Below are 20,724 nucleotides of genomic sequence, written 5' to 3'. Positions count from 1 at the left end.
CGGCCTCTCGTTCGCGACTGCGGGGCTCCGCTCCGCTGCACTCCTCGCGCTCACCGGTCAACCTCGACTTCCAGGCCGGAGGTCAGCGGGGGGTTGACCTCGTCGTACGGGTGGGTCTGCTCGCGTTCCTGCTCGGCCTGCTCGTACGCGGAGACCAGGTCGGCGTAGCCGGGCACGGTGGCGAGCAGGTCCGCGTGGGTGCCCCGGGCGATCACCCGCCCCTGCTCCACGTAGATCACCTCGTCGGCGAGCGCGATGGTGGCCCGCCGGTACGCGACCACCAGGATCGACGCCGGCGCGGCGCGGCCATGATTCGGCCTCCGGGCCGCTTGGCGGCGCTCCGGACCGAATGAAGGCCGATCGGCCGGGGCGCGCAGCCCGGCCAGGATGGCCGCCTCCACCCGCGGGTCGACGGCGCTGGTGGCGTCGTCGAGGACCAGCAGCCGGGGGCGGCCGGCGAGCGCCCGGGCCAGGGTGAGCCGCTGCCGCTGGCCGCCGGAGAGTGAGGTGCCCCGCTCGCCGACCATGGTGTCCAGCCCGTCGGGCAGCGCGGCGACGAACCCGTCCGCCTCGGCCAGCCGCAGCGCCGCCCAGGCCTCCTCGTCGCCGATCCCGGGCCGGTCCAGGGTGATGTTGGCCCGGACGGTGTCGTCGAAGACGAACGGCACCTGGGCGACCAGGGCCACGTTCGCGGCGAGCGAGGCGGCGGTCAGGTCGCGGACGTCGACGCCGTCCAGGGTGACCGTGCCGGCGCGCGGGTCGACCAGCCGTACGGCCAGCGAGGTGATGGTGGACTTGCCGGCCCCGGTCGGCCCGACCAGGGCGACCGTCTTCCCGGCCGGCACGGTGAAGGTGACCTCGCCGAGCACCTCGACGCCGGGCAGATGCGCCTCGGCCGGCTCGTACCCGAAGTGGACGTCGCGGAAGGCGAGGGTGGCCGGCGTCGGCGCGGCCGGGTCGAGCACCACCTCGCCGTACGGCACCTCGCCGGTGGCGTCGAGGACCCGGCGTACCCGGTCCCAGCCGGCGACGCTGCGCGGCAGCTCGGCCAGCACCCAGCCGATGGCGCGGACCGGGAAGGCCAGCACGGTGAACAGGAAGGCGACGCTGACCAGCTCGGTGACGGTGATCGCGCCCTGCTGGAGCCGGATCGCGCCGACCACCAGCACGGCGAGGGTGCCGAGGCTGGGCAGGGTCTCCAGCATCGGGTCGAAGACCCCGCGCAGCCGGCCGACGGAGATCAGCGCGTCGCGCAGCTCACCGGCACGGGACGCGAACCGGTCGGTCTCCTGCGCCTCGCGGCCCATCGTCTTGACCACCAGCGCGCCGTCGAAGCTCTCGTGCGCGATGCCGCTGACCTCCGCGCGCAGCCGCTGGGCGCGGGCCTGGCGGGGGGCCATCCGGCGGGAGTAGACCACGTTGAGCGCGAACAGCGCCGGAAAGACGAAGAGGCCGACCAGGGCGAGCGCCCAGTCGGTGAGGAACAGCGAGACCACCGCGCCGACCAGCATCACCACCGTGCCGACCGCGAACGGCAGCGGCGCGATCGGATACCAGGCAGCCTCCACATCGGAGTTGGCGTTGGAGAGCAGGGTGCCGGTGGCGTTGCGGTGGTGCCAGGACAGCGGCAGGTCCAGGTAGCGGCGGGTGACCCGGCGCCGGTAGGCGGCCTGCATCCGGTACTGCATGTAACCGGCGCCGAGCCGGCGGCCGAAGATGCCGACCACCCGCAGGACGCTGATCCCGAACAGGGCGGCCGCGGCGAGCGCGAGCGTGCCGCCGGCCACCGAGCCGCGGGCGATGGCGGGGACCACCACCTCGCCGACCACCGCGCCGACCACGGCCGCGCTGGCGATCACCATGAGGCCGAAGAGCACGCTGCCGGCCACCGCGACCGCGAAGATCCGCGGTTGTTCCCGGATGGCCCGACCGAGCACCCACAGCCCCCTACCGAGGACGTCCCGACTTGTCCCGCTCGCCACGCTCTCCCCCGCCGTAAGCCGCAAGTTACTCCCACATCCTTACCGGTCCGGGCCAGCTCCGCCGACCCGGGCCGGATATGTCCACCGTCACGTTCCGCCGGCCGGCGCGGCGGAGGCCTACGATCGGGCCATGCCGCGGTACGCCCGATCGGAGCGCGAGGCGCTGGCCGATCTGCTACTGGACCTGGGACCGGACGCGCCGACGATCGACGCCGGATGGGCCACTCGCGACCTCGCGGCGCACCTGGTGGTGCGGGAACGCCGGCCGGACGCCGCCGCCGGCATCCTGCTGCCGCCGCTGCGCCGGCACGGCGAGGCGGTCCGCCGGCGGGTGGCCGCCGGGCCGTACGCGGACCTGGTGTCCCGGGTCCGCCGCCCGCCGGTGTGGAGCCCGGTGAGCAACCCGCTCACCGACGAGCTGGCCAACACCCTGGAGTTCTTCATCCACCACGAGGACGTACGCCGGGCGCAGCCGGGGTGGCTGCCCCGCGACCTGCCCGTCGGGTTGGCGGCGGCGCTGTGGAGGCGGGCGGCGGCGCTGGCCCGGCTGGCGTTGCGGCGTTTCCCGGCGGACCTGCTGATCCAGGCACCCGGCCACGGCGAACGCAGCGCCGGGCGCGGCGGCGAGCGGCTGCGGCTGGTGGGCAGCCCTGGCGAGTTGGTGCTGTTCCTTTCCGGTCGGCAACGGGTGGCACGGGTGCAGGTGGACGGGCCGGCGGCACCGGCGAGCCGGTTGCGGACGGCCCGTCTGGGCCTCTGACCTGATGGGCGGGACCGGTCACCAGGATGGGCGAAAAGCCCTCCACCCGACTGACCGTCACCGATCTCCGCTGCCGTACGCTGCTTTCCCGTCGCCGCGCCGCCGAGACGAAGGGACAGGGGCAGGGATGCGGAGCTTCGCGGTCTCGGCTCTACGCGAACCCCCCTTCCCGGCACGCCGGCACGACGCCGTCGAACTGGTCGCCGCGCAGAGCGCCGGATGGGTACGCGACCTGGGCCTGATCGACACCCCGGCGGGACTGCGCCGGCTGGCCGACGCCGACCCGGCGGAGCTGGCCGGCCGGGCCTGCCCGGAGGCGCCGGCGGACGCGCTGCGCCTGCTCACCGACCTGATCTCCTGGCTGTTCGTGATGGACGACGCCTGCGACGAGGACGGCCTCGGGGCCAGCCCGACCCGACTCGCCCCCACCGTGGCGGAACTGCTGGCGGTGCTCGAACGGCACGGCAACCAGTCGGTGGCGGCCCCGACCGAGGTCGGACCGCTCGGGGTCGCGCTGGACGACCTCTGCCGGCGGGTCCGCGCCCGGCAACGGCCGGCCCTGCTGCTCCGCCTGGTCTCCCAGCTGCGGGAGTACCTGCTGGCGTTGCTCTGGGAGGCGGCGAACCGGGAGCACGGCCGTGTCCCCGGAGTGACCGAGTACGTGCAGATGCGCCGGCACACCGGCGGCACCCGGCCCAGCTTCACCCTGACCGACCTGGCCCAGGACGGGCTGCCCGGAGCGGGCCGGTGGGCGGACCCGGCACTGGCCACGCTGGACGTCCTCGCGGCCGACCTGGTCTGCTGGTGCAACGACGTGTTCTCCTACGGAAAGGAGCGCACCGGCACGCCGGACGCGCACAACCTGGTCGCCGCGATCGTCGGCGAGACCGGGCAGGGCGAGGCGGCCGCGCTGCGCGAGGCGGCCTCCCGGTTCAACGAGGGGCTGGTCGAGTACGCGGCGCGGGAGGCGGCGCTGGCCGCCGGGGCCGACGAGGCGGTCCGGGCCGTCCTCACCACCCGGCGGAACTGGATCCGGGCCACGTACGACTGGTCGCTGTCCGCCGACCGGTACGCCTGACCGGTCCGCTCCGCACGAGGGCTAGCCGCTGGCCGGGTACAGGCCATACTCTTCGGTAACCGCAAAGTGGCGTGACCCCCGTCACGTCCCTCCATCCCCGAAGGCGGCTACAGCGATGGTGCTCGATGTACCGTACCGTTCCATCCCCGACATGTTCCTCAAACGCGTGGCGGCGACCCCCGACCGGCCCGCGTTCGCCGGCCCGGCCCCGGACGACTCCGGACCGGTCTGGCTGAGCTGGGAGCAGGTCGGGCAGCGGGCCAAGGCGGTCGCGGCCGGCCTGCACGGGCTCGGCGTAGGCCTGGAGGACCCGGTGGCGATCCTGGCGAACACCCGGCTCGACTGGGTGATCGCCGACCTCGGCATCATGTGCGCCGGCGGGGCCACCACGACCGTGTACCCGACCACCGAGCCGCAGGACGCGGCCTACATCCTCGCCGACTCCGCGTCGAGGGTGCTCTTCGCCGAGAATCCGGCCCAGGCGGCGAAGGTCGGCGGCGCGGAGCTGCCGGCGCTGACCCACGTGGTGCTCTTCGACGGCGACCCGGACCCGGCCGCCACGGTCCCGCAGCTCACGCTGGCCGAGCTGGAGGCGCGCGGCACGCGGGCGTTGGAGACCGAGCCGGATCTGATCGACATGCTGGTCGCCGGCATCGGCCCGGACCACCTGGCCACCCTGATCTACACCTCGGGCACCACCGGTCGCCCGAAGGGCGTCGAGCTGTTGCACGGTGGCTGGTGCTGGGAGGGCGTGGCACAGGCCGAGCTGGACCTGCTGCGCGAGGACGACCTCCAGTATCTCTGGCTGCCGCTGTCCCACTCGTTCGGCAAGACGCTGCTCTGCGGCGTCACCCACGTCGGCCTGCCCACCTATGTGGACGGCCGGGTGGACAAGCTGATCGAGCTGCTCGCCGTGGTCCGACCGACGCTGATGTGCGGCGCGCCCCGGGTCTTCGAGAAGGTCTACAACAAGGTGGTCACCACAGCGCAGGACGCCGGCGGCGCGAAGGCGAGGATCTTCGCCTGGGGCGTCGCAGTGGGCAAGGAGAAGGTCGCCCTGGAGCAGGCCGGCAAGCCGCTCCCGCCGTGGCTGCGGCTGCGGTACGCGGTGGCCGAGCGGCTCGTCTTCAGCAAGCTCCAGGCCCGGCTCGGCGGCCGGATCCGGGTGCTGGTCTCCGGCGCGGCACCGCTCAGCGAGGAGATCGCCACCTTCTTCGCCGCCGCCAACCTGCCCATCTCCGAGGGGTACGGCCTCACCGAGACCAGCGCCGGCAACTTCGTCAACCCGCCGGGCAGGCCACGGATCGGCACCGTGGGCCGGGCGATGGGCGACCTCGAGTGCCGGATCGACACCGACGGCGAGATCCTGGTCCGCGGACGGCCGGTGATGCGCGGATACCACAACCTGCCCGAGGAGACGGCCGCCGCGTTCACCGAGGACGGCTTCTTCCGGACCGGGGACATCGGCAGCCTCGACGACGACGGCTACCTGCGGATCACCGACCGGAAGAAGGACCTGGTCAAGACCTCCGGCGGGAAGTACGTCGCCCCGTCGCACATCGAGGGCATGTTCAAGGCGATCTGCCCGTACACCTCCCAGGCCGTGGTGGTCGGTCAGGCCCGCAACTACTGCACCATGCTGGTCACCCTCGACCCGGACGCGATCCAGGGCTGGGCGGCCGGCGGGCCGCTCGCCGGCCGCGACTACGCCGACCTGGTCGCCTCGGCCGAGGCCCAGGCGATGGTCGAGGGCTACGTGGCGGAGCTCAACGCCCGGCTCAACCGCTGGGAGACGATCAAGAAGGTGACCGTCCTCCCCCGCGACCTCACCATCGAGGACGGCGAGATCACCCCGTCGCTGAAGATCAGGCGCCGCAGCGTGGAGAGCAACTTCGCCACCGAGATCGACCAGATGTACGCGGGCACCCTCGCCGAGCTGTAGCTCAGCCAACTCCAGCGCCCGCCGGCGGCCGTGCCCCTCCGTCCCGGGGCACGGCCGCCGCCGATCACAGGTGCTGCCGGCGCCACCGGCTCTGCGCCTCCTCGGTGGCGACCTGCTCGTCCAATGCGAGCTGCCGGATCCGCCGCCGCCGGCCGTCCTCCCGTCTCGTCTCCACCACCGTGCCGACGATGCAGAGCACCGCCAGCACCACCACCGCCAACAGCTCCGGCACCCGGGCCGCCGCCGGTGCGACCAGGACGATCGCCGACACCGTCACCAGCAGCGGCCAGCGCACGCTGCGCAGCACCAGCAGCGCGCAGGCCGTGAGACTGACCAGGTAGAGGGCGACACCGCCGTAGAGAACGGTGACCCAGAAGAGGCCGAGCGGCTCCCCCCAGGCCGGCGTCGCGGGTGACGCCGCCTCGGCGAGCATGTCCTTGACGCCCAGCGCGAAGAAGATGATCCCGGCGATCATCGGCATGTGCAGGTAGGTGTACGCGTTGCGGGCCAGCCGGGCCCGGGCGCCCGGCTGGCGGGTCCGGTGCAGGGTCTGCTCCATCCCGAGGGCGAGGGTGTCGAAGTACGCCCACCAGAGCACCGCGGCGATCGCGACACCGAGCACCGCGGCGACGATCACCGGACCGGTCAGCGGCAGGGCGCTGATGGACTTCGCGCCGAGACCGAGCGCGATGATCGACTCGCCGAGTGCGATGAGGATCATCAGGGCGTGGCGTTCCGCCCAGTGCCCGGCGGAGATCACCGCCCAGTACGAGCTGCCCAGGGCGACCCCCGCCACGTACTCCACCAGCACCGCCGCCGACCAGAGGCCGAGCTGCAGCCCCACCGCCAGGGTGCGGTCGTCGAGCCGTGGCGGCACCTGCCCGGCGGTGAGCAGCAGCGCGGTGGCGACCACCGGCAGTGCGGCGAGCAGCAGCCAGCGCCGGAACGCGGCTGGATCGGATCGGGCCAGCCAGCCGAAGATCGTCAACTGGGCGGCCCGGACCAGGAAGTAGCAGACGGCGAAGACGATCGGGCCGTTCAGGCCGCCGGGCTGGTCGACGAACGCCCCCGGGATGCTCAGCACCAGCAGGAAGGCGGAGGCCACGGTGACGAAGCCGACCACCGGCAGTACGCCCTGGTCGGCGCGGACCATGTTGCCGAGTCCGGCGAATCCGGTCCAGCACCACCAGAGCAGCGCCAACACCAGCAGCGCCCGGAACAGGTTGCCCCAGGAGGGATGCTCCACCGTCAGGCTGGTGACGTTGAGGAACGCGAAGACGAAGACCAGGTCGTAGAAGAGCTCCAGCCGGGTGGTCCGGGACCCCGGCGCGCCGGGCTGGACCGCCCTCGCCCACCGGCTGCCGCCACCATTCGCCACCTGCGCAGTCTCCCAGCCGGGCCGGCTCGGCGAGCGCGATCCGGGCAGCTCGGCGACGTTGCGGCCCGGCCCGGTGTGGGCGCGGCGGGCGGTTGGAGCAGCGCTCCGGACCGCAATGGCGACCCACCGCCCGGGCGGTGCGTGGGCGTCCCGGTCAGGCGATGACGGTGGGCTCCCGCCACTGCGGGCGGCCGGCCCGGTCCAGGTCGTAGCGGACCGCGGCGAGCCGGCCGACCGCCTCCACCAGGTCGGCGGCGGGCAACGTGAAGGGCAGCCGCAGGAACCGTTCGAGGGTGCCGTCCAGGCCGAACCGGGGCCCGGGCGCCAGGCGTACGCCGACCTCCTCGGCGGCCCGGGCGAGGGCGCTGGAGATCGGACCGTCCAACTCGGCCCAGAGCGTGACCCCGCCTCGCGGCACCGCGACCCGCCAGTCGGGCAGCCGGTCGGCCAACGCCCCGACCAACGCGTCCCGCTGGGCAACGAGCTGGGCCCGCCGGGCGGTCACGATGCTCGCCGCCTCGGCCAGCAGGTGCACCGCGACGAGCTGGTCGAGCACCGGGCTGGCCATGTCGACGCCGACCCGTGCGGCGGCCAGCCGCTGCACCTGGGGGGCGGACGCCCGGATCCAGCCGATCCGCAACCCACCCCAGTACGGCTTGCTCATCCCGCCGATGCTGATCACCCGGGAGTGCCGGTCGAAGACGGCGACCGGCGGCGGCAGCGGGGCCCCGTCCAGCGGCAGGTCCACGAAGGACTCGTCGATGACCAGGTCGGTCCCGGCGGCGTGCGCGACGCCGACGAGCCGCTCGCGCAGCTCGGTCTCCATCAGGTGGCCGGTCGGGTTCTGGAACTCGGGAATCAGGTACGCCAGCTTCGGCCGGGTCTGCCGGATGCTGCCCAGCAGCAGGTCGGCGTCCCAACCGGCGCCGTCAGTGGCCAGGCCGTGGGTGGTGATCCGGGCGCGACGGGCGGAGAGCGCCGCGAGGGCGTTGGGGTAGGTCGGGGACTCCACCAGCACCGCGCCGCCGGGCGACAGGGCCAGCCGCAGCACGAGGTCCAGCGCGTGCTGGGTGCCGTTGGTGACCATGATCTGCTCGGGGCTGGTCGGCAGCCCTCGCTCGGTGTACGCGTGGGCCACCGCCTCGCGCAGCTCGATGATGCCGGTCGGGTGGTATCCGGCCCCGCCGAGGTAGCGCGGCAGGTCCTCGGCGGCGGACCGGGCGGCGGCCACGAGCTGCGGCGGCGCGGCGAGCGCGGCCACCCCGAGGTCGATCATGTCGCGGTCGTCGAGCGGGGTCCAGAGCCCGGTGCTGGCGACCCGGTGCGTGCCGGGCAGCATGGTCCAGCTCCCGGCGCCCCGGCGGCTGGCCAGGTGGCCGCTGTCCCGCAGCTCCCGGTACGCGGCGGTGACCGTGGTCCGGCTGATCCGCAGCGCCTCCGCCAGCTCCCGTTCGGCCGGTAGGCGCACCCCGAGGGCGAGCCGGCCGTCGGCGAGCAGGCCGCGGACGGCGGCGGCGAGCGCGGCGTAGTCGGGGCTGCGCCGCCGGCCGGGCAGCGCGTGCCATTGACCGAGCAGCCGAGCCAATTGGATGCCACGCACCTGGCTAGTCATGGCCACTCCTCCGCAATTGGCTCTATTCTCGGCAGGATTGGACCCTAGAGTGGCACGCATGGCAGCGATTGGCAATCTCCGGCACCGGCCGGCCCGGCGGCTGACCCAGCTCTACGTCGGGCTCACCCTCTACGGCGTCAGCATGGCGTTGATGATCCGGTCCAATCTCGGCCTCGATCCGTGGGACGTGTTCCACCAGGGCCTCGCCCGGCAGACCGGACTCTCGTTCGGCACGATCACCATCCTGGTCGGCGCCATCGTCCTGCTGCTCTGGATCCCGCTGCGGCAGCGCCCCGGCCTCGGCACGGTCAGCAACGTCGTGGTGATCGGCCTGGTGGTGGACGCCGCCCTGGCCCTGGTGCCACCCGGCGTCGGCCTGCCGGCACGGATCGCCATGCTGGTGGTCGGGATCATCGCCAACGGCGCGGCCACCGGGCTCTACCTGGGCGCGGCGCTCGGCCCCGGCCCGCGCGACGGACTGATGACCGGCTACGTGGCCCGCCGCCCCGGCCGCTCGATCCGGCTGGTCCGGACCGTCATCGAGGTCACGGTGCTGGCGCTGGGCTGGCTGCTCGGCGGCAAGGTCGGCTTCGGCACCGTCGCGTACGCGCTCGCCATCGGGCCCCTCGCCCAGCTGTTCATCCCGCTCTTCGCGGTGCCGGCGCAGCCGGCCCCGTCCACCGTGGAGCCGGCGGTTGGTCCCGCGCCGGGGCCGGCCGGCGAGGCGGCATGACCTCCGGTCCGGCTACCGACCGTCATCCCGGCCGCGCTGGCGGCCCTGAAATGGGACGGCCGGCCCCCCGCTGAGCTGCCGTGACGCGGTCCGACGAAACCAGGTGTTTCCTCCGCCGTCGATGCCGGGCATCATTCGTGCATGGGGGAGAACGGATGGCGCAGGACCGACGCCTGGATCTTCGTCGCACTGGTGATCGCCAGCGGTGCCGGCCGGCACCGCCGGTCGGCCGCATCACGCCGGCCGGAGGGCGTCCGCCTCGCTGACGTCCTCTCCACCGCCGACCACCTCAACCGGTCCATTCCGGAGCGGCACGAGGTGGAGGGCGCGGTCCGCCGGCTGGCCGGCGCAGGTCTGGTCAGCGTCTCCGACGGCTGGTTCCGGATCACGCCGGACGGTGAACGGCTGTGGCGCACCCGGCCGAGCGCCGGGGTGGGAACCACCGTGGACACCGTGCAGGGCGTGCTGAGCCGCCGGCACGCCCCGGGCGAGTCCGACTGGCGCCTCGACGCGGACGACCACGCAGCCGCGGTCCAGGAGTACGCGGTCCGCTCGATCCCGATGCCGCGCCGTTCCCCCGAAGGTCAGTCCGGCCGGGCCTGACCCGGCAGCGCCGGCGTCGCCGGACCCGGCGCTCCTCGGTCAGCGCACCGGGTGGCCGGCCCCGCGCAGGGCGTCCTTGACCTCGCCCACGCTCAGCTCGCCGAAGTGGAAGACGCTCGCCGCGAGCACCGCGTCGGCGCCCGCACCGATCGCCGGCGGGAAGTGCGCCACCGCGCCGGCACCGCCACTGGCGATCACCGGCACCTCGACGACCTCCCGGACGGCTCGGATCAGCGGCAGGTCGAAGCCGGCCTTGGTGCCGTCGGCGTCCATCGAGTTGAGCAGGATCTCCCCCGCGCCCAGCTCGGCGCCCCGCCGGGCCCACTCGACCGCGTCGATGCCGGTGCCCCGGCGACCGCCGTGGGTGGTCACCTCGTAGCCGCTCGGCGTGGTGCCGGCCTGGGCACGCCGTACGTCGAGGGAGAGCACCAGCACCTGCCGGCCGAACCGGTCGGCGATCTCGGCGATCAACTCCGGGCGGGCGATCGCGGCGGTGTTCACCCCGACCTTGTCCGCTCCCGCCCGCAGCAGGGTGTCGACGTCGGCGACCGCCCGTACGCCGCCGCCGACGGTGAGCGGGATGAAGACCGACTCGGCGGTACGCCGGACCACGTCGAGCATGGTCCCCCGATCGCTGGACGAGGCGGTGACGTCGAGGAAGGTCAGCTCGTCCGCGCCGGCCCGGTCGTACGCCGCGGCCAGCTCCACCGGATCACCGGCGTCACGCAGGTCGAGGAAGTTGACCCCCTTGACCACCCGCCCGGCGTCCACGTCCAGACACGGGATCACCCGTACCGCCACCGTCATGCGGCGAGCCTATCCAACCCGTCCGGCACGGCGACCGGACCCGACGCACCGGCCGCCCCGGAACGAGTCCCGCGTCACACCGGCCCACCGGTGGCAGCGGGATCAGGGTTCGGGAGGTACGCCTCCAGCTCGACCTCCACCAGGTGGTCCGGGTCGATCAGCCCGGCCACGACCACCATCGTCGCCACCGGGCGGACCGCCCCGAACACGGCGTGGTGCGCCCGGCCCACCTCGTCGGCGTGGCTCCGGTCGGTCACGTACATCCGGGTCCGGATCACGTCGGCCGGCCCCGCACCCACCTCGGCCAGCGCGGCCAGGCCGATACGCAACGCCTCGGCGGTCTGCGCCGCCGCGTCCCCGACGTGCACCACCCGGCCGTCGACCGTGGCGGTGCAGCCGGCGGTGACCGCCAGGTTTCCGGTCCGGACCACCCGCGAGTAGCCGTACGCGGCCTCCCAGGGACCACCCGAGCCGAGCCGGGTGACGGCCGTCACCCGGCGGCCCGCAGCGTGGCGAGGGCCTCGGCCACGGTGAACGCCCCGGCGTAGAGCGCCTTACCGGCGATCACGCCCTCCACGCCCACCGGCTCCAGGGTGGCCAGGGCGCGCAGGTCGTCCAGCGTGGAAACGCCACCGGAAGCAATCACCGGGGCGTCGGTGCGGGCGCAGACCTCGCGCAGCAGGTCCAGGTTCGGCCCACGCATGGTGCCGTCCTTGGTGATGTCGGTCACCACGTACCGGGCGGCTCCGGCCTTGTCCAGCCGCGCCAGCACCTCGTACAGGTCACCGCCCTCGCGGGTCCAGCCCCGCGCGGCGAGGGTACGGCCGCGCACGTCCAGCCCGATCGCCACCCGGTCGCCGTACTCGCCGCAGATCCGGTCGCACCACTGCGGGTCCTCCAGCGCGGCGGTGCCGATGTTGACCCGGGCCGCCCCGGTCCCGAGGGCGGCCCGCAGCGACGCGTCGTCCCGGATCCCGCCGGAAAGCTCCACCTTGACGTCCAGCTTCCCCACCACCTCGGCAAGCAGCGCGGCGTTGGAGCCCCGGCCGAAGGCGGCGTCCAGGTCGACCAGGTGGATCCACTCCGCTCCGTCGGCCTGCCAGGCGAGTGCCGCCTCCAGCGGGTCGCCGTACGCGGTCTCGCTGCCGGCGGCGCCCTGCACGAGCCGGACGGCCTGACCGTCGGCGACGTCCACGGCGGGCAACAGGGTGAGGCTCAAGCTCTTCTCCTCGCTTCAGGTACGGCGGTCCAGGGCGATCACCACGATCGCCGGCAGGACCAGCAGCAACAACACGACCAGCGCCAGCCGCAGCGCCAGGTCGTCGACGAAACTCCAGATGCCGGCCAGGGCCAGCCCGGTGAGCAGCACGATCGCGGCGCGCTCGCCGCGGGTGTGGCGCGCCAGCCGGCCGCTACGGCCGCGCCGCAGGGCCGGGGTCAGCCGGCGCACGACGGCCCGCCGCCGTTCCCGGCGGGCCACCCGGCGTTGGCGGACGGCGCGTTCGGCCGCCAGTTGGGCCTCGCGGGCCTCCCGGCGGCGGGCCCGCTCCTTGCTCACCGGGCCACCGTGCTTCCCGAACGCGGGGCTCCCGTCGCGCTCACAGCGTCCCCAGCCAGTTGCGCAGCAGCACCGCACCGGTGTCGGCCGACTTCTCCGGGTGGAACTGGGTCGCCGACAGCGGGCCCCGCTCCACGGCGGCGACGAAGTCGCTCCCGTGCGCCGCAGTGGTCACCGCCGTCCCGGCGGCGGCCAGCCCGGCGAGATCGGTCACCCCGTAGGAGTGGACGAAGTAGAACCGGGCGTCGGCCGGCAGCCCGGCGAGGAGCACCGAACCCTCCGGCGGGTGGACGGTGTTCCAGCCCATGTGCGGCAGCCGCTCGGCGGGCAGTCGGGTCACCCCGCCGGGCAGCAGCCCGAGCCCCTTGGTGACCACACCGTGCTCCTCGCCGTACTCGAAGAGCACCTGCATCCCTACGCAGATGCCGAGCACTGGCCGGCCAGCTCCCACCCGCTCGGCGATGACCGGGCCGGCGCCCAGCGCCTCGATCCCGGCCATGCAGGCGGCGAACGCGCCGACGCCCGGCACCACCAGGCCCTCGGCCTCGGCGGCGACGGTCAGGTCATCGGTCACGGTGACGTCCGCGCCGGCCCGCTCCAGCGCGCGCTCGGCCGACCGCAGGTTGCCCGAGCCGTAGTCGAGCACCACCACCCGCTCGGCCATCACGCTTCCCCTGGTAGCAGCCAGAGCAGGCCGCCCGCGGTGGCCAGCGCGGCGAGCAGGCCGGTGGTCACCACGGCGCCGCGCGACGCGCCCTGCCGGTAGAGCGACCACGTCCCGCCGACCAGCACCCCGGCCAGGATCAACAGCAGCGTCGGCAGCGCCCTGCCCATCACAACGCACCCTTCGTGCTGGGAATCGCGCCCTGCGCGCGCGGGTCGACCGCGGTGGCCTCGCGCAACGCCCGGGAGACCGCCTTGAACTGGGCCTCGACCACGTGGTGGGCGTCCGGGTGGCCACCGGGACGGGCCGCCCGCAGCACGTCGACGTGCAGGGTGATCCGGGCGGCCTGACCGAACGACTCCCAGACGTGCCGGGTCATGCTGGTCGGATAGACCGGCCCGATGTACGGCGCGAGCGCGGGCTCGTCGTGCACCACGTACGGCCGCCCGGAGAGGTCGACCGCGGCCCGGACCAGGACCTCGTCCATCGGGACGGTGGCCGAGCCGTACCGCCGGATGCCGGCCTTGTCGCCCAGCGCCTGGTCGAACGCGGCCCCCAGGGCGAGCGCGGTGTCCTCCATGGTGTGGTGCGCGTCGATCTCCAGGTCGCCGACGGTGTGCACGGTGAGGTCGAAGCCGCCGTGCCGGGCGATCTGGTTGAGCATGTGGTCGTAGAAGCCGACGCCGGTGCTGATCTCGGCCCGGCCGGTGCCGTCGAGGTCGAGCTCGACGAGGACCTTGGTCTCCTTGGTGACCCGCTCGATCCGGGCACTGCGACTCATGGGTTGCCTTTCGGTCGCGACTGCGGGGCTCGCAAGCTCACTCCTCGCGCTCCCACTGAATTGTCTCCATGGCGGAAAGGAACGCGTCGGTCTCGGCGGGGGTGCCGGCGGTGACCCGCAACCAGCCGGGCAGGCCGACGTCGCGCACCAGCACGCCGGCGTCGAGCAGGGTACGCCAGGCGGCGGCCTGGTCGCCGCCGACGGAGAAGAGCACGAAGTTGGCGTCGCTGTCGGCGACCCGGTGTCCCCGGGCGCGCAGCTCCGCCACGATCCGGTCGCGCTGCTGCATGATCGCGGCGACCGTGCCGAGCAGGGCGTCGCGGTGGGCCAGCACCGCGCGCGCGGCGGCCTGGGTGAGCGCGGAGAGGTGGTACGGCAGCCGGACGAGCTGCACCGCCCGCACCACGGCCGGGTCGGCCGCCAGGTAGCCGAGCCGGCCGCCGGCGAAGCCGAACGCCTTGCTCATCGTCCGGGTGACCACCAGCCGGGGGTGGTCGGGCAGCACGGCGAGCGCGCTGACCGTCCCCGGCCGGGCGAACTCGGCGTACGCCTCGTCCACGATCACCATGCCGGGCGCCTCGTCGAGCACGGCGGCGACCACGGCCGGGGCGAGCGCGGTGCCGGTCGGGTTGTTCGGCGAGCAGAGGAACACCACGTCCGGCCGGTGCGCGCGGACCTGGGCGACCGCGTCGGCCGCGGTCAGCCCGAAGTCCACGCCGCGCTCGGCCGGGAGCCAGCCGGTGCCGGTGCCGAGCGCCAGCAGCGGGTGCATCGAGTACGCCGGGGTGAAACCGAGCGCGGTGCGCCCGGGACCGCCGAACGCCTGGAGCAGCTGCTGCTGGATCTCGTTGGAGCCGTTGGCCGCCCAGACCTGGTCGGCGGTGAGCCCGTGGCCGAGATATGCCGCCAGGTCGGCGCGGAGCGCCACCGCGTCGCGGTCCGGGTAGCGGTTGAGGTCACGCAGCTCGACCGCGAGCGCCTTGGCGATCGCGTCCATCACCGGCTCCGGCACCGGGTAGGAGTTCTCGTTGGTGTTCAGCCGGACCGGCACGTCGAGCTGCGGCGCCCCGTACGGGGTGAGCCCCCGCAGGTCGTCCCGGATCGGCAGGTCCTCCAGGGCACTCATGCCGCCACCTCGCTTCGCGCGGCGCCGGGCTGAGGCCGGTCGGGGCCGAGCCTCGTGGTTCGCTCGCTGCTCTCGCTCACGACGTCTCCCCCGCGAACCGGACGCTGACCGCCTGGCCGTGCGCCGGCAGGTCCTCGACGCCGGCCAGGGTGACCACGTGCGGGGCGACCTCGCGCAGCGCGTCCTGGGTGTATTCCACCAGGTGGATACCGCGCAGGAAGGACTGCACGGAGAGCCCTGAGGAGTGCCGGGCGCAGCCCCCGGTGGGCAGCACGTGGTTGGAGCCGGCGCAGTAGTCGCCGAGCGACACGGGCGACCAGGCGCCCACGAAGATCGCCCCGGCGTTGCGTACCCGCATCGCCCAGTCGCGGGCGTGCTCGGTCTGGATCTCCAGGTGCTCGGCCGCGTACGCATCGACCACCCGCAGGCCCGCCTCGAGGTCGTCGACAAGGACGACGCCGCTCTGCTCGCCGCGCAGCGCGGTGGCGATCCGCTCGGCGTGCTTGGCCGCCGGCACCTGCCGGGCCAGCTCGGCGTCGACCGCGTCGGCGAGCGCCACCGACGGGGTGACCAGCACGCTGGCGGCCAGCGGGTCGTGCTCGGCCTGGCTGATCAGGTCGGCGGCGACGTGCGCCGGGTCGGCGGTGTCGTCGGCGAGGATGGCGATCTCGGTGGGGCCGGCCTCGGCGTCGATGCCGACCACCCCGCGCAGCAGCCGCTTGGCGGCGGTGACCCAGATGTTGCCCGGACCGGTGACGAGGTCGACCGGCGCGCAGCGCTCGACCCCGTCCGGGTCGACGGCCGCCCCGTACGCCAGCATGGCCACCGCCTGGGCGCCGCCGACCGCGTAGACCTCGTCGACGCCGAGCAGCGCACAGGCGGCGAGGACCCGCGGGTCGGGCAGGCCGCCGTTGTCCTGCTGGGGCGGGCTGACCACCACCAGCGAGCGGACCCCGGCCGTCTGGGCGGGGACCACGTTCATCACCACGGTCGACGGGTACATGGCCAGGCCGCCGGGAACGTACAGGCCGACCCGGTCGACCGGCACCCACCGCTCGGTCACCGTGCCGCCCGGCACCACCTGGGTGGTGTGGTCGGCGCGGCGCTGGTCGGCGTGCACCCGGCGGGCCCGGCTGATCGACTCCAGCAGCGCGGCGCGGACCTGCGGGTCGAGCGTCCCCTCGGCGGCGCGGATCGCCTCCACCGGCACCCGCAGGCACTCCGGGGAGACGCCGTCGAACCGTTCGCTCGCCTCCCGGATCGCCCGATAGCCATGCTCCCGGACCGCCTCCACCAGTGGGCGGATCCGCTCGACGGCCACGGACACGTCGAGCTGGGCACGGGGCAGCAGGCGGCGCGGGTCGGGGGTCCCGCCGCGCAGGTCGATCCGAGTCAACACGCCTGCGAGTCTAGGCGGGCCAGCCGGAAGCCGGCCGGGGCTGCCCGCACGGCGGGACGGTGAGCCGGGACACGCCGGCCCGGTGGGGTCGGGCTAGGCTCGGACGCGTGACCGCACGGCTGCCGGTGTTCCCGCTCGGGACGGTCCTCTTTCCCGGGCTGGTCCTCCCACTGCACATCTTCGAGGAGCGCTACCGGGCGCTGGTGCGTCACCTGGTCGGGCTGCCGGAGGGTGCGCCCCGGGAGTTCGGGGTGGTGGCGATCCAGGCCGGCTGGGAGGTGGCCCTCGGCGCCGGCCGGGCCGGCGGCGACGTGACCCTGCACGAGGTGGGCTGCACCGCCGAGCTGCGGCAGGTCACCGAGCTCGACGACGGCGGCTTCGACATCGTCACGGTGGGCCGCCGGCGGTTCCGTATCGCCGAGGTCGACGAGGGCACCGCGCCGTACCTGACCGCCGAGGTGGAGTGGCTGCCCGAGCCGGCCGGCACCGACGAGGTCGCCGACCTGCTCGCCGCCCGGGTGATCTCGGTCTTCCGGCAGTATCTGAACCTGGTCCGGCCGGATCCGCAGGAGATCTCCGAGCAGCTCCCGGAGGATCCCACCGTGCTGTCGCACCTGGTCGCCGCCACCGCCGCGCTGACCGTCGCCGACCGGCAGCACCTGCTCGCCATCGACGACACCGCCACCCGGCTGCGGACCGAGCTTCGGCTGCTCAACCGGGAGACGTCGCTGCTGCGCCACGTCCGGGCGGTCCCGGTCCCGCTCAACGAGCTGGCGGGTCCTCCGGCGCCGAACTGATCCCCGGGCCGGCCGGCGGCCAGCCGCCGAGCCCCGGGCCGGGCCAGCCGGCGTCGAGCTGCGGCTCCGGCTCCGGCTCCGGGCGCAGCGACGGCCACCGCGACCAGCCGGCCAGCAGGGTGTACGCCACGGCCACGCCGAACGCGGGCAGCAGCAGGTTGCCGTACGGCACGGGCAGCAGGTGCAGGTACCAGTTCACGCCGCCGGCCCGCAGGTCGGCCGGTTTGGTGAAGGCGGCCCCGTCCGGCGCGGTGGCCAGCAGCCGGTGGTAGGTGGCCAGGCCGACCCGGCGGCCGAGCTGCCAGGCCACCAGGGCCGCGCCCAGGCCGCCCAGGGTCCCGGCGACCAGGCCCACCGGGCCGCGTCGGCGGCGCAGCAGGAACCACAGCGCGACCGCGGCCAGCACCCCGAAGGCGAGCCCGAGGAGGCTGAACCAACCGTCGGCGGCGATCGGCTGCTCCGGCTGCGACGTGGCGTAGATGGCGCCCTCGGGGGTCTTCTGCACTGGGGTGGCCGGTGCCACGGCCGCCCAGAGCAGCCCCAGCGGCGCACCCAGCCCGGTCAGCACGAGCGCGGCGCCGAGCGTGATCCAGACCGCCCGGCCCCGGCCGGTGGTGGACGGCTCACCGGGTGCCGCCCAGACGGCGCCGGGATGGCCGGCGAGCGGGTCCGCGCCGGGCGCGGTGACCGGGGTTCCGGCGGGCACCGGCAGGCCGGCCGGCCAACCGGAGAGGTCGCCCGGGGCCGGCGGCCCGTCGGCGGCCGGACGGTCGGGGGACGTTGCGGGACGGTGGTCGCCCGCCGGGCCGCCGGACGGGCGGTCGGGGGCGCCGGGCGGGCCGGGACGATCGGCGGCCCGCTCGGGATCAGGGGTGTCCGGACTCACCCGGTGATCCTCTCAGGCCGCGGGCCGGCGCGGGGCGTCGGTCAACGGGTGAACGGCTCCAGCATCATTGCGGCGGCCTTCAGCCAGGCCTGCCGGGTCTCCGCCTGCAGCTGGTGGTACTCGATCGAGGAGCCGGTCTCCAGCGCCGGATCGTAGGGCACCACGGCGACCGCCCGGGTGCGGGTGGCGAAGTGCCGCTCCAGGTCGTCCTGCAGCGTGCTGCGCCCCGGCGTCGGGCAGGAGATCAGGGTCACCGCGTTGTCGGCCAGCTCGCCCATGCCCACCTCGTGCAGCAGGTCGAGCATCCAGTCCGCGCTGAACGCCGCGTCCTCGCGCGGCACGGTGGTCACCACGAGCTGATCGGCGGCCTGCATGACGGTACGCCAGTTCGGGCTCTCCACGTTGTTGCCGGTGTCCACGCAGACCACCTCGTGGGTACGCCGCAGCAGCTCCAGCACCCGCTTGACGGTGAACTGGTCGAGCCGCTGGGCGAACCGGGGGCTCTCCTCGCCGGCCAGCACGTCGTACGAGCCGTCGGAGGCGTGCCGCAGGTAGTCGTCGAGGTGCCCCAGCAGGGTGTCGCCCTCCATGATCTCGATCTGGGCGAGATCATGGATCAGGTGCCGGATGGTGCGGGCGTGCCGGGCGCTGCCGGCCCGCAGCCCGAGGGTGCCGCGCAGCTCGTTGTCGTCCCAGGCAAGCACCCCGCGCCCGCGTACGCTGCCCACGGTCGCGGCGGCGAGCACGGTCGCGGTGGTCTTGTGCACCCCGCCCTTCGGGTTGGCGAAGGCGACCACCCGGGGTCCGCCCAGCTCGCGCCGGAGCACTCCGGCGGCCCGTTCCAGCCCGTTGTCCGGCTCCGGGGCGCGCCACTCGACCCGGGCCCGCTCGACCCGGGCCGGATAGCCGTCGGCGACCGGCGGGGCCTGGTAGCCGTCGGCGACCGGCGGGGCCGAGTAGCCGTCGGCGGCGGGCGGAGCCGGGTAGGCCGGTGCGGGCGGGGCCTGTTCCGCCGGCCGGTGGTCCTCGGGGCGGTAGCGACCCCGGTCCAGCAGCGCGTACCGCGACTCCGGCGGCGACGGGTCGTCCCGGTAGCCGCTGTCGAGCAGCGCGTACCGGGAGTCCACGGAGGCGGTGCCCCGGCCCCGCGGCTCCGGCTCGGGGTCGGCCCGGTACGTCGGCTCGGGCCGCCACGACGGCTCGGCGCGCGGTTCCGGCTCGGTGCGGTACGCCGGTGCCCCCTGGTAAGGCGGCTCGGCACCGTACCCCGGGTCGGCCCGGTAGGCCGGCTCCACCCGGTAGGTCGCCTCGGCCCGATAGGGCGGCTCGGCACCGTACGCCGGCTCGGCGGGTGGCCGCACGGGCTGGGCCCGGCCGGTCCACCCGGCGCCTGCGCCGCGCCGGGGCAACGTCTCCTCGGGCGGCGGCGGGTACCCCTCGGCGCGGCGCTCCGCCTCGGTGTGTTGCTCCCCGCCGCGGCCGCCGAGCCGGGCCCGGTCGAGCAGCGCCCGCCATCGCGGTGCCGGCTCAGCCTGCCGGCCCCAGCCGGTCTCGCTGCCGTCCACGGCTTCGCCCCTCCCCAGCCCATCGATCATTGCCTGACAGGCTACGAACGAAACCCTATTCGGACCACACCTTGCTTTGCACATCCGCCGTGTCTCCGCCCACCACCGGTCCCCCGCGGGCGGCCCGCCGACGGCCCTGTCTCAGGTGGTGGGGGCGGGATTCGGAGGTCCCGCACCGGTTGGGGATCGGCCGAAGGTGGGTGACGGCGCGCTGACCGTCGGTGCGGCTTCCGACGAATCGGCCAGGCCCGGGTCGGCCATTCCGGTGTCGGCCGGCGGCCGGACGGAGTCCGTCTGCTCGGGCAGCGGCGGGGTGAACACCGTGCGGTCCAGCCGGCGCACCTCCGGCGCGGCGTCGACCACCCGTACGCCGGGGCGGTCGGCCAGGGCCCGCAGCGCCTCCGGGGTGTCCCGGACCACGGCGGCGTAGACGCAGGCGCAGCCCGACCGGTACGCGGCCGCCTCCCGGGCCGAGACCGACGCGCCGGTGTCGTACAGCCGGCGCAGCTCGGCGTCGGCGGCGGCCGACGGGGCGGCGGCGCGGGCCCGGTAGTCGGCGGCCTCCCGGTCCTTGCGGGTGGCCACCTCGGCCATCCCGGCGACCACGTCGTCGGGCAGGCGGATCGCGGCGATCCGGACGATCTCGGTCTGCCGGTCGGGCAGCGGCAGCCGGGCCACCACCGCGGCGACCGGGGTGCCGCCCAACGTCTCGGCCAGCCGGGCCGGCGTCAGGTACGCCGTGAACGAGACCAGAGCCCAGTCGCCCGGCCCCGGGGTGGCCGGTGCGGCCAGGGTCGCCAGCTCGGCGGCGGCCTGACGTCGGTAGTCCGGGATCGAGTCGCCGTCGGCCACGCCGACCCGGGTGACCTCGCCGACCGTACGGTCGCCGACCGGCTCGCGGCGGCGCTCCCAGAGCCCGGCGGCCAGCACCGCCAGCGCGCAGGCCAGCGCGATCCAGGTGAGCAGGCCGGACCGCGACGGCCGGCGCCGGAGCGGGCGCGGCGGTACGTCGGCGGACACGGTGCTTCTCCTCGTCGGGCGGGTGGACGGCGG

The 20,724-nt window shown here is 74.8% G+C and carries 21 protein-coding genes; 6 read left to right on the top strand and 15 right to left on the bottom strand.

The genetic code is table 11. The features are described 5' to 3' along the window. Positions 1-50: 50 nt before the first annotated feature. The gene (locus tag ACIRG9_RS09515; protein WP_402852708.1) at positions 51-1,982 is read right to left on the bottom strand and encodes an ABC transporter ATP-binding protein; all 1,932 of its coding nucleotides are present in this window, start codon (positions 1,980-1,982) and stop codon (positions 51-53) included. 130 nt (positions 1,983-2,112) lie between these two features. Between ACIRG9_RS09515 and ACIRG9_RS09510 the strand changes: the two genes are divergently transcribed. The 3 genes from ACIRG9_RS09510 to ACIRG9_RS09500 all read left to right on the top strand — a co-directional run bounded on the left by ACIRG9_RS09510 (position 2,113) and on the right by ACIRG9_RS09500 (position 5,762). After that, positions 2,113-2,742: a TIGR03085 family metal-binding protein gene (locus tag ACIRG9_RS09510; protein WP_402852705.1), complete on the top strand. Its 630-nt coding sequence runs from the start codon at positions 2,113-2,115 to the stop codon at positions 2,740-2,742. 127 nt (positions 2,743-2,869) lie between these two features. Beyond that, positions 2,870-3,820, top strand: coding sequence for a terpene synthase (locus tag ACIRG9_RS09505; RefSeq protein ID WP_402852702.1), 951 nt, complete (start codon positions 2,870-2,872; stop codon positions 3,818-3,820). A 115-nt stretch (positions 3,821-3,935) separates the two neighbouring features. After that, complete coding sequence (locus ACIRG9_RS09500) at positions 3,936-5,762, top strand: AMP-dependent synthetase/ligase (protein ID WP_402852699.1); 1,827 nt, start codon at positions 3,936-3,938, stop codon at positions 5,760-5,762. Positions 5,763-5,826: 64 nt separating this feature from the next. Here the strand turns inward: ACIRG9_RS09500 and ACIRG9_RS09495 are convergent, their stop codons facing one another. Continuing rightward, positions 5,827-7,140 (bottom strand): low temperature requirement protein A, encoded by a 1,314-nt coding sequence (locus ACIRG9_RS09495; protein ID WP_402852696.1) that lies wholly within the window; start codon positions 7,138-7,140, stop codon positions 5,827-5,829. 154 nt (positions 7,141-7,294) lie between these two features. After that, a complete protein-coding gene (locus ACIRG9_RS09490) occupies positions 7,295-8,752 on the bottom strand; it encodes a PLP-dependent aminotransferase family protein (RefSeq protein WP_402852693.1) in 1,458 nt (485 codons plus the stop codon). A gap of 58 nt (positions 8,753-8,810) precedes the next feature. On the opposite strand from ACIRG9_RS09490, the gene ACIRG9_RS09485 reads away from it, so the two are divergent. Together ACIRG9_RS09485 and ACIRG9_RS09480 are read left to right on the top strand one after the other, a co-directional pair. Next, entirely contained in the window at positions 8,811-9,485 is a 675-nt protein-coding gene (locus tag ACIRG9_RS09485) for a YitT family protein (protein ID WP_402852690.1), read from the top strand. 141 nt (positions 9,486-9,626) lie between these two features. Next, positions 9,627-10,088 (top strand): hypothetical protein, encoded by a 462-nt coding sequence (locus ACIRG9_RS09480; protein WP_402852687.1) that lies wholly within the window; start codon positions 9,627-9,629, stop codon positions 10,086-10,088. A 39-nt stretch (positions 10,089-10,127) separates the two neighbouring features. Here the strand turns inward: ACIRG9_RS09480 and hisF are convergent, their stop codons facing one another. The 9 genes from hisF to hisD all read right to left on the bottom strand — a co-directional run bounded on the left by hisF (position 10,128) and on the right by hisD (position 16,423). Beyond that, the gene (gene hisF, locus ACIRG9_RS09475) at positions 10,128-10,895 is read right to left on the bottom strand and encodes an imidazole glycerol phosphate synthase subunit HisF (RefSeq protein ID WP_402852686.1); all 768 of its coding nucleotides are present in this window, start codon (positions 10,893-10,895) and stop codon (positions 10,128-10,130) included. A 74-nt stretch (positions 10,896-10,969) separates the two neighbouring features. Beyond that, on the bottom strand, positions 10,970-11,389 hold the full coding sequence (locus tag ACIRG9_RS09470) for a RidA family protein (protein WP_402852684.1): 420 nt from the start codon (positions 11,387-11,389) through the stop codon (positions 10,970-10,972). Beyond that, positions 11,386-12,114, bottom strand: a complete 729-nt coding sequence (gene priA / locus ACIRG9_RS09465) for a bifunctional 1-(5-phosphoribosyl)-5-((5-phosphoribosylamino)methylideneamino)imidazole-4-carboxamide isomerase/phosphoribosylanthranilate isomerase PriA (RefSeq protein WP_402852682.1) — start codon at positions 12,112-12,114, stop codon at positions 11,386-11,388. The genes ACIRG9_RS09470 and priA overlap by 4 nt, the downstream gene beginning before the upstream one ends. 15 nt (positions 12,115-12,129) lie before the next feature. Further along, positions 12,130-12,453 carry a hypothetical protein gene (locus ACIRG9_RS09460; protein ID WP_402852680.1) on the bottom strand — a complete coding sequence of 108 codons (324 nt, stop codon included), beginning with the start codon at positions 12,451-12,453 and terminating at the stop codon, positions 12,130-12,132. A 40-nt stretch (positions 12,454-12,493) separates the two neighbouring features. Beyond that, the gene (gene hisH, locus ACIRG9_RS09455; protein ID WP_402852678.1) at positions 12,494-13,117 is read right to left on the bottom strand and encodes an imidazole glycerol phosphate synthase subunit HisH; all 624 of its coding nucleotides are present in this window, start codon (positions 13,115-13,117) and stop codon (positions 12,494-12,496) included. After that, positions 13,117-13,287, bottom strand: a complete 171-nt coding sequence (locus ACIRG9_RS09450) for a hypothetical protein (RefSeq protein ID WP_402852675.1) — start codon at positions 13,285-13,287, stop codon at positions 13,117-13,119. Before ACIRG9_RS09450 ends, hisH begins: the two co-directional genes overlap by 1 nt. Continuing rightward, positions 13,287-13,898: an imidazoleglycerol-phosphate dehydratase HisB gene (gene hisB, locus ACIRG9_RS09445; RefSeq protein WP_402852672.1), complete on the bottom strand. Its 612-nt coding sequence runs from the start codon at positions 13,896-13,898 to the stop codon at positions 13,287-13,289. The genes ACIRG9_RS09450 and hisB overlap by 1 nt, the downstream gene beginning before the upstream one ends. Before the next feature lie 37 nt (positions 13,899-13,935). Further along, a complete protein-coding gene (locus ACIRG9_RS09440; protein ID WP_402852669.1) occupies positions 13,936-15,024 on the bottom strand; it encodes a histidinol-phosphate transaminase in 1,089 nt (362 codons plus the stop codon). Between the two features lie 76 nt (positions 15,025-15,100). Continuing rightward, on the bottom strand, positions 15,101-16,423 hold the full coding sequence (gene hisD / locus ACIRG9_RS09435; protein ID WP_402852666.1) for a histidinol dehydrogenase: 1,323 nt from the start codon (positions 16,421-16,423) through the stop codon (positions 15,101-15,103). A 107-nt stretch (positions 16,424-16,530) separates the two neighbouring features. Between hisD and ACIRG9_RS09430 the strand changes: the two genes are divergently transcribed. Beyond that, a complete protein-coding gene (locus ACIRG9_RS09430; protein WP_402852663.1) occupies positions 16,531-17,220 on the top strand; it encodes an LON peptidase substrate-binding domain-containing protein in 690 nt (229 codons plus the stop codon). On the opposite strand, the gene ACIRG9_RS09425 is transcribed toward ACIRG9_RS09430, so the two are convergent. From ACIRG9_RS09425 to ACIRG9_RS09415, 3 genes are all read right to left on the bottom strand, one after another. Further along, positions 17,186-18,106, bottom strand: a complete 921-nt coding sequence (locus ACIRG9_RS09425; protein WP_402852660.1) for a DUF2567 domain-containing protein — start codon at positions 18,104-18,106, stop codon at positions 17,186-17,188. The genes ACIRG9_RS09430 and ACIRG9_RS09425 overlap by 35 nt on opposite strands. A 41-nt stretch (positions 18,107-18,147) precedes the next feature. Next, positions 18,148-19,701 carry an ATPase gene (locus ACIRG9_RS09420; protein WP_402852657.1) on the bottom strand — a complete coding sequence of 518 codons (1,554 nt, stop codon included), beginning with the start codon at positions 19,699-19,701 and terminating at the stop codon, positions 18,148-18,150. Between the two features lie 111 nt (positions 19,702-19,812). Next, positions 19,813-20,691, bottom strand: coding sequence for a hypothetical protein (locus ACIRG9_RS09415; RefSeq protein WP_402852654.1), 879 nt, complete (start codon positions 20,689-20,691; stop codon positions 19,813-19,815). Positions 20,692-20,724: the final 33 nt, after the last annotated feature.

It is taken from the genome of Micromonospora sp. NPDC093277 (assembly GCF_044765245.1).
In the GTDB taxonomy this organism is placed as follows: Bacteria; Actinomycetota; Actinomycetes; order Mycobacteriales; family Micromonosporaceae; genus Micromonospora.
This window is presented reverse-complemented; position numbering and strand designations above follow the sequence as displayed.